Here is a 14,580-nt window from a genome sequence, read left to right as displayed (position 1 = left end):
TAGCGAGCCTTGGCGAGACTAAGAATCTAGTAGCAGCACGATGAGCGGGTAATGAAACAAATTTGACCACAAAGTGCTCGAATAGAAGAACCTGTATCACGCTCTTTCGTCGCTGTGCAGGGTGATGAGATACAGAAATATGCCACTCGCTGTTAAATGAGCGGCATTACCGTTCTGGAGGCGTTTTAGATTGTTTTCGTCAATAGCATTAAAGCGACGTTGTCCACGGTTGAAATCTACGATTGCAGCGCTGGCAAAATCTTTGAAAGCTTATCCAACGTTTCTTGATACTCAGAGGCGCAATCGCTATCTGCCACGACGCCGCCGCCAGCCCAAGCGTAAAGTTTGTTTTTTTCCGCTACAAGAGTTCGGATAGTAATGCTGGTGTCCATACGACCATGGCGTGAAATGTAGCCAATACTGCCGCAATACGCGCTGCGTCGATGCGGCTCCAGTTCTTCAATGATCTGCATTGCGCGAACTTTAGGTGCGCCCGTAATTGAACCGCCTGGAAAACACGCTCGCAGCAAATCCGCAGGAGCGTATTGTTCATCCAAATTTGCACGAATGGTGCTCACCAAATGATGCACGGCAGGGAAGCTTTCAATATCGAACAACTTTGGCACGTGAACGCTACCCGGTGATGCAACTCGACCAATATCATTACGCAGCAAATCGACAATCATCAGGTTTTCTGCCTGATCTTTTTCCGCTGTCTGCAAGTCATGGGCATTAGCGTTATCTTTCTTTGGATCTTCGCTGCGTGGGCGAGTACCTTTGATTGGTTTTGTTTCAATGACGCGATCTTTGAGCTCTAAAAAGCGCTCTGGAGAGATACTCAAAATCGAAGACTCAGGCATACGGATAAACGCTGAGAATGGCGCTTGGTTGGCGGACTCCAATTTCAGATACGCTTGCCACTCGCTGCCTTGATACGGTGCGTTAAAGCGCTGCGCCAAATTGATCTGATAACAGTCACCGCTCAACAAGTATTCTTGCACCTTGTCAAAGCGAGTGGCGTAGCTCTCTTTCGTCATGTTTGACTGCCAATCACCAGACAAAGCGAAGTCAACGGTTTGTTCTGCTTTTTGCTCGTTTAACCATTGCCAAGCTTGCTCGATGTTCTGACCGACTAAGCATGCTTTTTTTAGCTGGTGGTCAACAACAACGGCCCATTCATACAGACCTACCGCCATATCCGGCGTGTTGAGGTCCTTTTCTGCCACTTCTGGCATCGTTTCTACGCGGCGACCTAAATCGTAACTGAAGTAACCGAGCGCACCGCCGACAAAAGGCAGATCCAATTCTTTATTTAACTCTACGTGAGGAAGCCACTGTTCTTGCAACTGATGAAGCAGCGCAAATGGGTCATCTTGAGTTGAATAGGCATTCGATGGCGTTTCAACTTGTGTGTTGTCGGCAGTGGTTTCTAACGTTGCAATTGGGTTGGCGACCAACACATCGAAGCGGCTATCGATATGCGTTTCTGATGCAGAACGCAGCAACATCGCCCAAGGCTGGTGTTGAATGCGAGAAAAAAGGTGAAGAGCAAACTCTGGTGCGTATTCCAGCGCTTTAAAATCAATGAATTGATTGTCCATGTTGTTCATTTGTGTAATTTGTGACAAAGAGATCGTTCACTGCATGGCATGTCATGGGCAGCAAGAGTATCATATTCCTCTGTATAGCCAAACTCCCTCTATTCATAGGGTTTTGAGATGGTTTACAAGTAGGCAACTTCAGCATTTCGTGTGTCGATATCAGCCGTTCGACAATTGTTTATAAAAAACGAAGCTCAAAAGAGCAATAAGCTCAACAAACACGATTGAAGCCAAGCCAATAATGGAAGCATAACTATAACGAGGCATGTAATGACGGTAATACGCAAGCAGGATGTGATCAGCAGTGTCGCTGATGCGCTACAGTATATTTCTTACTACCACCCGCTAGACTTTGTTCAAGCTCTTGAAAAAGCCTATCACCGCGAAGAGAGCCAAGCCGCTAAAGACGCGATAGCTCAGATCTTAATTAACTCCCGAATGTCCGCAGAAGGTCACCGTCCAATTTGTCAGGATACTGGTATTGTGACGTGTTTCGTCAACATCGGTATGGGCGTGCAATGGGATTCGACCGACATGACGGTTCAGCAGATGGTAGATGAAGGTGTTCGACAAGCGTACACGAACCCTGATAACCCGTTGCGTGCGTCAGTACTTATGGACCCTGCTGGTAAACGTATTAATACCAAAGACAACACGCCTGCCGTCGTACATATCAACATGGTTCCGGGCGATAAAGTTGAAATTCAGATCGCTGCGAAGGGCGGCGGTAGCGAAAACAAAACTAAGATGGTGATGCTAAACCCATCTGACGATATTGCTGAGTGGGTAGAAAAAACGCTACCAACAATGGGGGCTGGCTGGTGTCCTCCTGGCATGCTTGGCATTGGTATCGGCGGTACGGCTGAAAAAGCAGCGGTATTGGCAAAAGAATCTCTAATGGAACACATCGATATTCAAGAGCTTATTGACCGTGGCCCACAAAACGCAGAAGAAGAGCTTCGTTTGGATATCTTCAATCGCGTGAACAAACTTGGTATCGGTGCGCAAGGTCTTGGCGGTTTGACGACTGTTGTCGACGTTAAAATCAAAACTGCGCCAACGCACGCGGCTTCTAAGCCTGTTTGTTTGATCCCGAACTGTGCGGCGACTCGTCACGTACACTTCACGCTTGATGGTAGCGGCCCAGCAGAGCTAACACCACCTAAACTAAAAGATTGGCCAGATATCACTTGGGAAGCGGGCGAAAATACGCGTCGCGTAAACTTAGACACAATTACTAAAGAAGAAGTACAAGAGTGGAAGACAGGCGAAACGGTTCTTCTATCAGGTAAAATTCTGACTGGTCGTGATGCTGCGCATAAACGTATTCAAGGCATGCTAGATAACGGTGAAGGTCTACCTGAAGGCGTAGATCTAAACGGTAAGTTCATTTACTACGTAGGCCCTGTCGATGCAGTTGGTGATGAAGTCGTTGGTCCTGCTGGCCCAACAACATCTACGCGTATGGATAAATTCACCGACATGATGCTAGAAAAGGCCGGCATCATGGGCATGATCGGTAAAGCTGAGCGTGGCCCTGCAACGGTTGAATCTATCAAGAATCACAAAGCGGTTTACCTAATGGCTGTAGGTGGCGCTGCATACTTGGTGGCGAAAGCGATCAAGAAAGCTCGCGTTGTCGCATTTGAAGATTTAGGTATGGAAGCGATTTACGAATTTGAAGTTGAAGATATGCCAGTAACAGTGGCTGTCGACTCAAATGGTGTTAACGCGCACCAAATTGGTCCAGACACTTGGAAAGTGAAAATTCAAGAGATGGAAGCATAAGGCAAAGGGCAATCTTGCTGCGTCTCAGTAGAGAGAATGTGACAAGGTGCTGATTTACCTAGCAAACAATTGACAAAAGTGCAGCGAAACCTGCACTTTTTGTCTATATAATTAAGGATATAAACCTTTAGGCATAGCAATCAAACGTTATGCGAACAATAATTAGGAGACGGCATGCCTCGTTTTATTCAGATTCTACAAATTATTCTTGCTGTAGTGATAGGTGGCTTTGTTGGCTATGACTTGATTCTTCACGGTATCAGCATCTTTGATGAAAAGTACGTGACCATCACATGTGTGTTGTGGTTGATTTTAGAAATCGCTCTATTTGTTATCTATAAGTTGATCGAAGACGACTAGGCTTAAAGAAAGCGGGTTCCTGTTTAACATAGTAATCAGCGCATATAGAGTTACTAATGCTGTAGATTAAGTAAGCCTCTGAACCACTCAGGGGCTTTTCTTTTTTAACACAGCATTAAGCCGGATGTTTTGTTCATCTTTTATTAAGGTATATAAAGTTAAACTCATAGAATTCGGGATAGAACAGTATTCATAGCTCGAAATTCGAAGTCGCTGACAACGTTGTTTTAAAGTGGAGTAAGATAAAGAAGCGTAATGAAGAGAATAAAGAAAGAAGTTAATGACTTTATCAACAGAGGTATGGACTCTAATGTTCGAATTGCTGTCACCGGACTTTCTCGTGCCGGTAAGACGGCATTCATCACGTCATTAGTGAATCAGCTTCTTCATACTGCAACCCATGACAATTTGCCTCTTTTGACTGCGGCTAGAGATAAGCGCCTTATTGGGGCGAAGCGTGAGCCTCAATCGAATATGATGGTGCCACGCTTTGCTTACGATGAGGCGATGAGCCAAATTCATGCCACTCCACCTAAGTGGCCAGTACCGACACGTGATGTGAGTGAGATTCGCTTAGCGCTCAAGTACAAACCAAATAAAACTACGAAAAAGCTGTTGAGTAAAACCGCAATTTTAAATGTTGATATTATCGACTATCCAGGAGAGTGGTTGCTCGACCTGCCTTTATTGGACATGGACTTTGCAACGTGGTCGCAAACTCAGTTTGATGCACTTAAAGGCCAGCGTGGCGATTTAGCCAAAGCTTGGCTTTCTGAACTGGAGAAAGTGGATCTCTTTGCAGAAGTGAATGAGAAACTACTTGAGAAAGTTGCACACATATACACAGAGTACCTTCATTCTTGTAAAGACGCTGGCCTTCATTGGGTTCAGCCTGGCCGCTTTGTATTACCTGGTGAGCTAGCAGGCGCGCCGGTGCTACAGTTTTTTCCGTGTCGTGCTGATTCGGAAAGCAAAGCGCCCAAGGGCAGTAACTTAGCGATGCTAGAAGCCCGTTTTCAGGAATACCAACAGAAAGTAGTGAAAGCGTTTTATAAGCATCATTTTGCGACCTTCGATCGCCAGATTGTACTGGTGGATTGTTTGCAGCCTCTCAATGCTGGTGATGAAGCGTTTTACGACATGCGCCAAGCGCTAGAACAGATCATGCATAGCTTCCGTTATGGTCGTAGTAGCTTTTTGCGTCGTTTGTTCTCACCAAAAATCGACAAAGTGTTGTTTGCTGCTACAAAAGCGGATCATATCACGCCCGATCAGCACCCAAATTTGGTGTCTCTGCTCCAACAAATGGTGCATCCAGCATGGCAAACGGCAGCCTACGAGAATATTGAGATGAGCTGCATGAGTATCGCTTCCATCCAAGCAACCACGACGGGGTTTATTTCCTCTGGAGATAAGACCATCCCGGCGTTACAAGGAACAACATTGGGTGGTGAGCCGATGACTATGTTTCCCGGAGAGGTGCCGAAAAAGCTACCAAATGCAGCTTATTGGCAAAATAACGGGTTTGATTTTACGTCGTTTCGTCCGATGCCCTCACCGAATGATGAGCCAGTGAAGCACATACGCTTAGACAAAGCACTGGATTACCTGATTGGAGATAAATTGAAATGAGTGAGTTGAAGCAAAAACAAGTTTTCTCTGAAAAGGTAATGGAAAAAGATCAGCAATCGAATCAACCAGAGTTGACGGCGCAGCAAACATTCGGCGAAAAAGAAACATTTGTACCTGTTGAAGTTAAAGAAGCGCACCAGGAGACCGAACAGGAATTGCAACTCGAGCATGTCATTCGTCCAAAATCGGGCAGAAAATGGCTCGCGACTGGCGCATTTGCAACTTTTGCTGGTTTGGTTGGCTGGCAAGCGGTGGACTCGGTTATAACCGCAATTCAGGCTTCTGATTGGCTGGCCTTAAGCTGGACGGGGTTTATTGCTGCGATCGCTTCGCTTGGTTTAGGAGCTATGGGTAAAGAGCTTTGGAAACTGCGAAAACTACGAAATCATTTTAGTGTTCAAGAAGAAGCAGAAGCACTTGTTAATAGTGAGAGCGTTGGGAAAGGGAAAGACTTTTGCGAAACCGTAGCAGAACAAAGTGGTGTGATGGCAGAGAACCCGGGCTTTGATCGTTGGCAGAACAGTATTAACCCTGCTCATAGTGACGCTGAAATTCTTGATATGTATGACTCTATGGTGGTGAGCCAACAAGACAAGTTGGCAACGAAAATCGTATCACAGCACGCAACCGAGTGTGCGGCCCTAGTCGCCGTGAGCCCTCTGGCTGCCGCTGATATGTTGCTGGTGGCGTGGCGAAATTTCAAAATGATCGACAACCTCTCCAAAGTATATGGGGTAGAGCTAGGTTATGCCTCTCGCATCAAGTTACTAAGAGCGGTATTTGTCAATATGGCGGCGGCTGGAGCCAGTGAGCTCGCTATTGATGCCAGTATGGATTTGATGTCGATGGATCTTGCTGGCAAAGTTTCTGCTCGTGCAGGGCAGGGACTAGGTGTTGGTATTCTAACGGCACGTTTGGGCTTGAAAGCGATGACCTTATTGCGTCCACTACCCTGGTATCCTGACCGTCAGGTTAAGTTGGGCACCATACGCAAGGCAGTGGCGGCGAAAGTTGCATCAATTACGATGAAACCGTAACGAATATCAACTTTGATGGATAGGATTGCTTGACGCCATTCCAAGCATGATAGAAACTACTGTCAACTTTTCCTGACAGTTGTGAATTGGGATATTTTAAGTGCGTCTTGAAGTCTTATGTGAAGATCGACTCGGCTTGACCCGAGAACTGCTCGATATTTTAGCGTCTAAAAGCATCGACTTACGTGGTATCGAAATCGATATTAGCGGTATTATCTATTTGAATTGCCCGGATATTGATTTTGATACGTTTAGTGAGCTGATGGCTGAAATCCGCCGTATTCCGGGGGTGAAAGACGTACGTAAAATCCAGTTTATGCCGATGGAGCGCCACAATACGGAGCTGCTCTCGTTAGTTGATAACTTGCCCGATCCGGTTTTTGCCATTGATCTTAAAGGTGCCGTAGACATGGCGAACATGTCTGCACTTTCATTGCTTGGCCTTCACAAGCAAGAAGTGATTGGTACTCAAATCGGTGCTTTGTTACCAAGTGTTCGTTTCTCTCGTTGGTCTGAAGGTGTTAATGGTCGAACGCGGGAAAACCTTGTGATTGATGGCTTGGACTATGTTCTAGAGTTGATGCCCGTTTATATCCGAGACGAAGCGCAAAACTCGACTCTAGCGAGTACTCTAATGACGATTCGCTCTAGTCAGCAAGTTGCCAGAATTGAAGAAGCACTACCGCTGCATAATCCTCTGGGTTTTGAGCACTTTGTTGGTATATCGAACCGTCATAAAGCACTAATGAACCAAGCTAAGAAGCTGTCTGTGCTTGACCAACCATTGTTGATTGAGGGCGAAACGGGGACTGGTAAAGAAATGCTTGCTAAAGCTTGCCATAGCCGTTCTAGCCGCGCGAGCAAGCCATTCCTAGTTTTGAGTTGTGCTTCGATGCCTGACGATGTAGCAGAAACTGAACTTTTTGGTCATGCGCCGGGTTCATTCAATCATGAACAAGGCCACAAAGGCATCTTTGAGCAAGCAAATGGCGGGACGGTATTTCTTGATGAAATCGGTGAAATGAGCTCGCATCTTCAAATCAAGCTGTTACGTTTTCTACAAGATGGTAATTTCCGTCGTGTCGGTGCAGAAGATGAGATGCATGTCGATGTTCGTATCATCGCTTCAACAAAACATAACCTTGCCGAGCTTTCTGAAGCAGGAATGTTCCGTGAAGATTTGTATTATCGTCTCAACGTACTTACGCTCAGCATTCCTCCGTTACGTAAGCGCTCAAACGACGTTGCACCATTGCTTGAGTTGTTCGTGGCGAAACATGCTCAACAGCTTGGGATTGATAAGCCAGAGTTTGATGATGGTCTAGTTGATGCCCTTGCAAATTATCAGTGGCCAGGAAACATGCGCCAGCTGGATAACATGGTTCTTCGAGCGCTCACGGAAATGGATGGTGGTATACTAAACGCGGATCACTTCAATTTACCTCAGCCTCAGTCAGTCGGCGCTGGTAGTGCAACGCTTAACATCGACGGTTCTTTGGATGAGATCATGCGTGATTATGAATCTCAAGTTCTGGAACGTTTGTATCAGTCATTCCCATCAAGCCGCAAGCTTGCTAAGCGCTTAAATGTATCGCATACCTCAATCGCTAATAAACTGCGTGATTATGGTATCCGTAAGAATTAATCGAATTGAACGAAAAGACGGAATTAATCATTTGTAATGGAAGATAACAGCTCATCTATCGCCGTTCATAAGTTGGACGGTGACTTGCTTCTTCGTACCGCTGAAATCGGTGACGCAGATATGATTGCCGAATATTTTCAAGCGAACCGAGAATACCTGAAACCGTTTGAACCGAAACGTGAAGAGGCTTTTTTCTCAGTGAACGGTTGGTTGCAAAAGCTTATCAAGCTCAATGAGCTGCATCGAATGGGATTGGGGTATTATTGCCTTTTAGTCAGAGCCTCTTCGGGTGAAATGCTAGGTACGATATCCTTTAGTAGTTTGAGTCGTTTTCCTTTTTATTCTTGTAACGTCGGATATTCTCTCGCTGAAAAAGCGCAAGGGCATGGTTATATGCGTCGTGGATTAACCATGGCTTGCGACTACATGTTTAACGTTCAGAAACTGCATCGTATTCAAGCTGGCTACATGCCTCACAATAAACGCAGTGAAGCTGTGCTAGAGCATGTAGGTTTCAACCGAGAAGGGTATGCAAAAGATTACCTTTTGATTAATGGTGAGTGGCAAGACCACGTTCTAACGTCGCTTATTAATCCGAATTGGCAGCCAGAAGGGCGATAGTATGGAACGATTGGAAAAGCAGTTAGCACTTGTAATCGAGCTCGATAAACTCAAAAGCATTTTGCGCCGAACTCGAGTTAAAAGTGCTGAAGGGCGCCTCGAAAATAGTGGTGAGCATAGTTGGCATGTCGCACTGATGGCAATATTGATGGAAGAGCATGCGAATGCACCTGTTGATATTTGCCGAGTGATGAAAATGTTATTGATACATGACGTAGTAGAGATCGACGCGGGCGATACCTTTGTTTATGATACTGCTGCGTCTCAAGAGCAAGCAGAAAAAGAAATTAGAGCTGCAGAGCGCTTGTTTGGTATGTTACCCAGCGATCAGGAGCAAGAGCTATTGGCGCTTTGGCATGAATTTGAAGCCGCGCAGACCGATGATGCTAAGTATGCAAAAGCACTCGATCGGTTAATTCCAATGCTCTTGAACTACCATAATAATGGTCAGAGTTGGAAGGAACATGGTGTCTCACGCGAACAAGCACTTACCATTAATAAACGAATTGAATTTGGCTCTGTTACCTTATGGGACAAAGCGAAAGAGTTGATTGAAGAAGCCACAGAGAAAGGTTGGCTGAAATCGTAATAAAGGAGACTGAATGTCTTATTTGCCTTTGGATGAATACCAAAGAAAATGGATTTTTACGCATCAGTCGATGCCTGTGCCAGAAGAAGATTTGGCTTTTATTAAGCCGATGAGCCAAGCCCGTTCAGCACAATTTTGGAAAGAAAATATCAGTGCTCAAAGCCCTGATATGGATAGACTTAGTTCCCAAGACTGGCCAATGAATGAGGCGAATTGGTCTGAAACTGTGGATTGGATGGCTGCCTGGGAGTCGGATGATCCTGACATGCTAGCGGAAGTTGAGGCACATATCGATTGGCAAGACGATGTGACCGTTTACTTTTGCTACGAGAAGTACAATGTCATCGAAACGAAATGGTCTATTTTTAAAAAGCACTGGAAGAACTTTCTCTTTTATGACGATGGTCCGATACTAATAGGACGTCGCCGTTCACAAGCACTTTGGTTTGATTCAAAAGGCAATGTGAAACTCGGTGTTCGTCAATAACGAGTTATAAAGCAAAGCCACCTTTCGAGGTGGCTTTGTTTTTCTAAAGGCTGGATAATGGACTCAACACACCGCCAGCCCCGCGCTCGATAACGTGAGTATAGATTTGCGTGGTTTTCACATCAGTATGCCCTAATTGTTCCTGAACAGTTCTAATGTCTGCGCCAGATTCCAATAAGTGCGTGGCAAAACTGTGTCTTAGTGTGTGGCAAGTTACAGTTTTCTCAATGCTTGCGTCGCTTGCCGCGCGCTTTACTGCTCTTTGTATTGCGCTTTCATTGATATGATGCCTTCTGAGTTCACCAGTGTCTCGATCTGCGCTTAACTTTGTTGATGGAAACAAAAAGTGCCAGTTAAAATCTAGCTCCGCTTTTGGGTATTTACGTCGTAAACCTTCAGAGATGTATACGCCCGCATAACCAGGCATGTGCCTATCTTTAAAGTAATAGTTTCTTGCTAAATTAACTTGAGCTTTGAGTGGTTCATGCAGTTCTTTGGCTAATGTGACTGTACGATTTTTACCTCCTTTTCCTTGCCAAACGCGAACTGCACCATAATCATAATCGATGTCTTGAACTCTTAAGCGTAAACATTCCATAACTCGAAGCCCTGAGCCGTAAAGCAGCTGAATATGGAGTCTATACCTCGGGTCGATATGCTGAACGAATCTTCGGATCTCCTCCCTGGTTAATACAACGGGAAGTTTCTTTTCGGTCAAGGATTTCTGAAATCTCATATCAAGTGATAGTGGGGTTTTGAAATAATCACGATATAAAAATGATATTGAGTTCAGCGCCAAAGCTTGCGTTTTTACCGCAACTTTTTCTTCTACCGCTAAGTAACTCAGAAATTGAATGACATCATCTTCTGCTAGTGTTGATGGGTGTGCAAGCTGGTGAAAAGTGATAAAGCGTTTTATCCAAAATAGATAACTTTCGATAGTTTTATTCGCATAATGACGCGTAAGCATGTGTTCTTTTACACTAAGTAAAAACTGACTTTTCATGATAAATTAACCTGTTTATTTATACAGTTCTGTTAATGTATCACCACTTTTGAAATTAGCGTGCTGTGCGCCGACTAATTGCGCGCGCTACCACACATATTCATACTGTTTTTCTATTTGTTTCATACATATAAGTGCTACGATTGATAGCGCTTTTGATAAGAAAGAAGGCGGTAGCCTGCCATAAAAACGGCAAATCGCCGTATAGAGAGCGTTAGGTAAATGGAGGAACAATGAGTTCGAGGGTAATTGAAGTTGTAGACTATCGACCTTCATGGGCCAATGAATTTAGCGATGAAAAGGTGTTGCTAGAATCGGCCTTGAATTCAGCTAATGTAGTGGCAATTCATCACATTGGTAGTACTTCAGTCAAAGGTCTTTGTGCGAAACCAATCATCGATATTCTTGTTGAAGTGAAATCACTAGAAGAATTGGATAAGAACAATAATCTGATGGAGTCGCTTGGGTATGAAGTTAAAGGTGAATTTGGTATAGCAGGTAGGCGTTATTTTCAAAAAGGTGGCATACAAAGAAGTCACCAAGTACATGCTTTTTTAGTTGGGTCTCCAGAAGCAAATAGGCATATTGCATTTCGTGACTACTTGATTCAATTTCCAGAAATAGCGTTGCATTATGGTAATTTGAAGCGAGAAGGTGCTTCAATTTGTAACAACGATATTGGTGTATATTGCAATCATAAAGACAGTTTTATAAAGGAGCATGAGGCAAACGCACTACGCTGGAAATTTACCTAACAAGGCGTTTAAGACGGATTCCCAACGCTTAGCATTTTTGGTTTGCTTCAGCTTTATTGTTTACGGCACAATACTTTAGCTGTAGTGGTCTGCGTTGCTCACCACTTAACGCGGCGTTATGGCGCAGGGCAAATTCAGCTAAGGGAACTAGATGAGTGATAAAGTTAAAGTAGCTTTACAGTGGCTCAAAGAGATCTTGGATGCAGAGGTTGTAGAGTATCAAATAGTAGGTGGATTAGCGGCAACTATTCATGGTGGAAGTCGGGAAATCGCAGATATAGATCTTTATATTCGAAACTCAGACGCAGACAAAGTGCTATCGCATGTAGCAAAATACATATCCAAACCGTTAACTCATTATGCCGAATATGGTTGGGATCTAGAGTATTTCCAATTGGTTTACCAAAATCAAAAAATTGAAATCGGTTTGTCTGAACATACTAAGATACAATCACGTCAAGATGGCTCTTGGCACCAGCTTGAAATCTACTTTTCAGAGTCAGTTATTAAAGATTATCAAGGTATCGAGTTGCCAGTTATCCCAGTTCATCGTTTAGTCGAGTACAAGCGGATATTGGGCAGGGAAGTAGACCAAATTGACATACAAGAGCTAACGTTGAGTGTAGCGCCATAACAAACAATTTAAGAGTGATTCAGCACGCGTGGCATTTTTGGTATGCGGTGGTTTCTGTGTTGAAGTACCATGCAGCAGCATAGGTATTGCGTGCTTCACACCTTAATTGGGCGTTAGGCATCAAGGAGTCGTTGTGAAAGTTGGTGATATAAATATTGGTGAGTTAAAGCCAATCCCAGAACCGGAGTTATGTGACGAAAAGGAAGTTTTTGCCTTTTTTGGGTTAGCTTCGTTCAATGCACAGTGCGCTGAAAAAGCCCTAGTAAACTTCGCGATGGGTTATAAAGTCGTCGACAATTCAGCACTGAATCAAGAAGAGTGGTTAGAAATATATAATGGGTTAAATTCCCATACATTTGGTCGTCTATTGGGACAAGTTAAGAAGAAAGTTGATCTACCTTATGAGTTAGTAACACACCTTGAAGCTACTCTGAAAAAGCGTAACTGGCTAGCACACGATTTCTTTTACGATTATGCAATGCATATGTCAGATACTGATGGTCGCAAAGAAATGATCACTGAACTCCAGAACTTGATACACATTTTCCAAGTTGCTGATCACGCGGTAGAAAAACTGAGTTTGAAAGTGTGGGAAACAATGGGGATTACCGAAGATTGGCTACAAAATGAAGTTGCAACTCAACTTAAAGAGTACCATTCGGGAAAAGATGCCTAACAAACTGTTTAAGAGTGATTCGCAACGCGTGGCATTTTCACTATGCGTTGGCTTTAGTGTTTAAGGTGGTATGCGGCGGCATCGGTATTGCGTTGCTCACACCTTAACAGGGCGTTATGTAGCAAGGAGGATAGATATGCTTAAGTTCATGAATAAAAAGGCTTATGTTCAGTCAGTGGCTAAAGATGTAGCTCCTAAGCTGTGTGCTAAATTTGGGAAAAAGAACACCTATTCGTTTCATGAGATTAGTTGGGTATTGAACCAGATTAATCGCAGCAATGACCGATTCTATAAGTCAGTTTCTTATGGCATGTTGCTGCCATACAGTAAAGAGTTGGCTTTGGAACTACATGAAGATCTAGGCGACTTATTGGATTTTCAAAAGTCTGTTGGAAAGATCCTATTTAACGTATCTGAAGTCCCATCATTTGAAAGCTACTTACTATATGCAGAAGTAAATGTAGAACCTAATAGTAAAGTGACGAATACCAGTCTAGATAGTTCTGGTGGTATAAACCTTTTTGATTTGGGTAATGGCGAATAGCTACATAACAATCTGTTTAAGAGTGATTCGCAACGCTTGGCATTTTTACTATGCGTTGCGTTTAGTGTTTAAGGTGGTATGCGGCGGCATCGGTATTGCGTTGCTCACACCTTAACAGGGCGTTATACCGCAAAGGAGAAATCAATGATAAAGCAAATAAGCGGGACAGATCAGTCGCTCTTATCTCTATCAAAAACAAGCTTCTCCGAGCTACGAAAAATCTATCGCCCCACTTCCGAAACTCAAAGAAACCAAGCTAGTTCAACAAATGAGTGGACTTGTTTGGGATATTATTTGGATCACCAGCTAGTGGGTCTTATAAAGGTTAAGTTGTCTGGCAAGACGCTTAATTTAAGTACACTTGCTGTTATGCCTGAATGTCGTAAAAAAGGAGTAGCTCGAAGCTTAATTTTAGAAGCAGAGCGTATGTTCTCAAATGCATGCTTGCTCTCAGTTTGGTGCGTTGAGCAAACTGGTAATGTAGAGATCTTTGAGGCACTAGGTTTCAAGGTTGCGGAGCGTATTGAGTCAGATATTTTTGAATTGGCTGACATTTCAAATGTTAAAGCAATAGAAGTTCGTCTGGAGCGGCAGGCAGCGGTATAACAAAGCGTTTAAGGCGGATTCACAACGCTTGGCGCTCTCAGTTCTAGTTGAGTTTAGTGTTTAAGGTACAATGGTTTAGGTTTGGTGGTCTGCGTTGCTCACCACTTAACGCGGCGTTATATGTAGAGGGAATTATGAGTTTTTTCGAAAGACATTCAAATGTGATTCAATGGATTTCTGGTCTTGGTTTACCCATTGCAATCGTAATATCTAGTTGGTTTGTATCAACATCGGTTGAAAAAACCAAGGTAGACTCTGATTATGTTAGGTTAGCAGTAGGTATTTTAAGTAACGACTTAGCTGATGATGAAAATAAAATATCAGCTTTCAGCGGTATTTCACGCGAAAGAAAAGCAATGAGGCAGTGGGCGATCCGAGTGCTAGATGCTAAGTCACCAGTGAAATTCACGGAAGACGAAAAGAAAGCATTTGTTGCTACCGGAATTGATACCAGCGTATTATTTTCAACGATGTCATCTGATTCACAATTATTAAAAAGATTCAGAGAGAAACTCATGGAAGATAGGAATAAAAATGGTGTTGCTGAAGATAGCAAAGAAAGTGTGAATAACGGAAACAATAAATAGAGCTGAAGTGAA

At 43.7% G+C, this 14,580-nt stretch carries 16 protein-coding genes; 14 read left to right on the top strand and 2 right to left on the bottom strand.

The genetic code is table 11. The features are described 5' to 3' along the window. Positions 1-236 precede the first annotated feature (236 nt). Entirely contained in the window at positions 237-1,601 is a 1,365-nt protein-coding gene (gene pabB, locus R8N47_RS08755) for an aminodeoxychorismate synthase component 1 (RefSeq protein WP_064354119.1), read from the bottom strand. 270 nt (positions 1,602-1,871) lie between these two features. Between pabB and R8N47_RS08750 the strand changes: the two genes are divergently transcribed. From R8N47_RS08750 to R8N47_RS08715, 8 genes are all read left to right on the top strand, one after another. Beyond that, positions 1,872-3,389 (top strand): fumarate hydratase, encoded by a 1,518-nt coding sequence (locus R8N47_RS08750; RefSeq protein ID WP_064354118.1) that lies wholly within the window; start codon positions 1,872-1,874, stop codon positions 3,387-3,389. A gap of 174 nt (positions 3,390-3,563) precedes the next feature. After that, positions 3,564-3,749 carry a hypothetical protein gene (locus tag R8N47_RS08745; protein ID WP_005376906.1) on the top strand — a complete coding sequence of 62 codons (186 nt, stop codon included), beginning with the start codon at positions 3,564-3,566 and terminating at the stop codon, positions 3,747-3,749. A 255-nt stretch (positions 3,750-4,004) separates the two neighbouring features. Further along, positions 4,005-5,381, top strand: coding sequence for a YcjX family protein (locus R8N47_RS08740; protein ID WP_064354117.1), 1,377 nt, complete (start codon positions 4,005-4,007; stop codon positions 5,379-5,381). Next, entirely contained in the window at positions 5,378-6,418 is a 1,041-nt protein-coding gene (locus R8N47_RS08735) for a YcjF family protein (protein ID WP_064354116.1), read from the top strand. The genes R8N47_RS08740 and R8N47_RS08735 overlap by 4 nt, the downstream gene beginning before the upstream one ends. A 100-nt stretch (positions 6,419-6,518) precedes the next feature. Then, on the top strand, positions 6,519-8,063 hold the full coding sequence (gene tyrR / locus R8N47_RS08730) for a transcriptional regulator TyrR (RefSeq protein ID WP_005376914.1): 1,545 nt from the start codon (positions 6,519-6,521) through the stop codon (positions 8,061-8,063). A 36-nt stretch (positions 8,064-8,099) separates the two neighbouring features. Beyond that, positions 8,100-8,684 (top strand): ribosomal protein S5-alanine N-acetyltransferase, encoded by a 585-nt coding sequence (rimJ, locus tag R8N47_RS08725; RefSeq protein WP_005376916.1) that lies wholly within the window; start codon positions 8,100-8,102, stop codon positions 8,682-8,684. A 1-nt stretch (position 8,685) separates the two neighbouring features. Next, positions 8,686-9,273, top strand: coding sequence for an HD domain-containing protein (locus R8N47_RS08720; protein ID WP_005376917.1), 588 nt, complete (start codon positions 8,686-8,688; stop codon positions 9,271-9,273). A 13-nt stretch (positions 9,274-9,286) separates the two neighbouring features. After that, complete coding sequence (locus R8N47_RS08715) at positions 9,287-9,760, top strand: DUF2947 domain-containing protein (RefSeq protein ID WP_064354115.1); 474 nt, start codon at positions 9,287-9,289, stop codon at positions 9,758-9,760. A 43-nt stretch (positions 9,761-9,803) separates the two neighbouring features. Here the strand turns inward: R8N47_RS08715 and R8N47_RS08710 are convergent, their stop codons facing one another. Continuing rightward, the gene (locus tag R8N47_RS08710; protein WP_017636093.1) at positions 9,804-10,766 is read right to left on the bottom strand and encodes an integron integrase; all 963 of its coding nucleotides are present in this window, start codon (positions 10,764-10,766) and stop codon (positions 9,804-9,806) included. A 233-nt stretch (positions 10,767-10,999) separates the two neighbouring features. On the opposite strand from R8N47_RS08710, the gene R8N47_RS08705 reads away from it, so the two are divergent. The 6 genes from R8N47_RS08705 to R8N47_RS08675 all read left to right on the top strand — a co-directional run bounded on the left by R8N47_RS08705 (position 11,000) and on the right by R8N47_RS08675 (position 14,568). Further along, on the top strand, positions 11,000-11,521 hold the full coding sequence (locus tag R8N47_RS08705) for a GrpB family protein (RefSeq protein ID WP_029824562.1): 522 nt from the start codon (positions 11,000-11,002) through the stop codon (positions 11,519-11,521). Between the two features lie 151 nt (positions 11,522-11,672). Then, entirely contained in the window at positions 11,673-12,155 is a 483-nt protein-coding gene (locus R8N47_RS08700; RefSeq protein WP_064354113.1) for a hypothetical protein, read from the top strand. A gap of 133 nt (positions 12,156-12,288) precedes the next feature. Then, complete coding sequence (locus R8N47_RS08690; protein WP_031813962.1) at positions 12,289-12,831, top strand: hypothetical protein; 543 nt, start codon at positions 12,289-12,291, stop codon at positions 12,829-12,831. 136 nt (positions 12,832-12,967) lie between these two features. Continuing rightward, positions 12,968-13,375 (top strand): hypothetical protein, encoded by a 408-nt coding sequence (locus tag R8N47_RS08685; RefSeq protein WP_176225793.1) that lies wholly within the window; start codon positions 12,968-12,970, stop codon positions 13,373-13,375. A 144-nt stretch (positions 13,376-13,519) separates the two neighbouring features. Further along, positions 13,520-13,981: a GNAT family N-acetyltransferase gene (locus R8N47_RS08680; protein ID WP_064354111.1), complete on the top strand. Its 462-nt coding sequence runs from the start codon at positions 13,520-13,522 to the stop codon at positions 13,979-13,981. 134 nt (positions 13,982-14,115) lie between these two features. Beyond that, entirely contained in the window at positions 14,116-14,568 is a 453-nt protein-coding gene (locus R8N47_RS08675; protein WP_064354110.1) for a hypothetical protein, read from the top strand. Positions 14,569-14,580 lie beyond the last annotated feature (12 nt).

The organism is Vibrio sp. 2132-1 (genome assembly GCF_033344315.1).
This window is presented reverse-complemented; position numbering and strand designations above follow the sequence as displayed.

What these genes read in the sequence shown, in the direction of transcription:
- R8N47_RS08750 (WP_064354118.1), top strand. Translation starts at nt 1,872, where the DNA reads ATGACGGTAATACGCAAGCAGGATGTGATCAGCAGTGTCGCTGATGCG.
- R8N47_RS08700 (WP_064354113.1), top strand. Translation starts at nt 11,673, where the DNA reads ATGAGTGATAAAGTTAAAGTAGCTTTACAGTGGCTCAAAGAGATCTTG.
- R8N47_RS08720 (WP_005376917.1), top strand. Translation starts at nt 8,686, where the DNA reads ATGGAACGATTGGAAAAGCAGTTAGCACTTGTAATCGAGCTCGATAAA.
- R8N47_RS08715 (WP_064354115.1), top strand. Translation starts at nt 9,287, where the DNA reads ATGTCTTATTTGCCTTTGGATGAATACCAAAGAAAATGGATTTTTACG.
- R8N47_RS08680 (WP_064354111.1), top strand. Translation starts at nt 13,520, where the DNA reads ATGATAAAGCAAATAAGCGGGACAGATCAGTCGCTCTTATCTCTATCA.
- R8N47_RS08675 (WP_064354110.1), top strand. Translation starts at nt 14,116, where the DNA reads ATGAGTTTTTTCGAAAGACATTCAAATGTGATTCAATGGATTTCTGGT.
- R8N47_RS08710 (WP_017636093.1), bottom strand. Translation starts at nt 10,766, where the DNA reads ATGAAAAGTCAGTTTTTACTTAGTGTAAAAGAACACATGCTTACGCGT.
- R8N47_RS08740 (WP_064354117.1), top strand. Translation starts at nt 4,005, where the DNA reads ATGAAGAGAATAAAGAAAGAAGTTAATGACTTTATCAACAGAGGTATG.
- R8N47_RS08685 (WP_176225793.1), top strand. Translation starts at nt 12,968, where the DNA reads ATGCTTAAGTTCATGAATAAAAAGGCTTATGTTCAGTCAGTGGCTAAA.
- R8N47_RS08735 (WP_064354116.1), top strand. Translation starts at nt 5,378, where the DNA reads ATGAGTGAGTTGAAGCAAAAACAAGTTTTCTCTGAAAAGGTAATGGAA.
- R8N47_RS08705 (WP_029824562.1), top strand. Translation starts at nt 11,000, where the DNA reads ATGAGTTCGAGGGTAATTGAAGTTGTAGACTATCGACCTTCATGGGCC.
- pabB (WP_064354119.1), bottom strand. Translation starts at nt 1,601, where the DNA reads ATGGACAATCAATTCATTGATTTTAAAGCGCTGGAATACGCACCAGAG.
- R8N47_RS08745 (WP_005376906.1), top strand. Translation starts at nt 3,564, where the DNA reads ATGCCTCGTTTTATTCAGATTCTACAAATTATTCTTGCTGTAGTGATA.
- rimJ (WP_005376916.1), top strand. Translation starts at nt 8,100, where the DNA reads ATGGAAGATAACAGCTCATCTATCGCCGTTCATAAGTTGGACGGTGAC.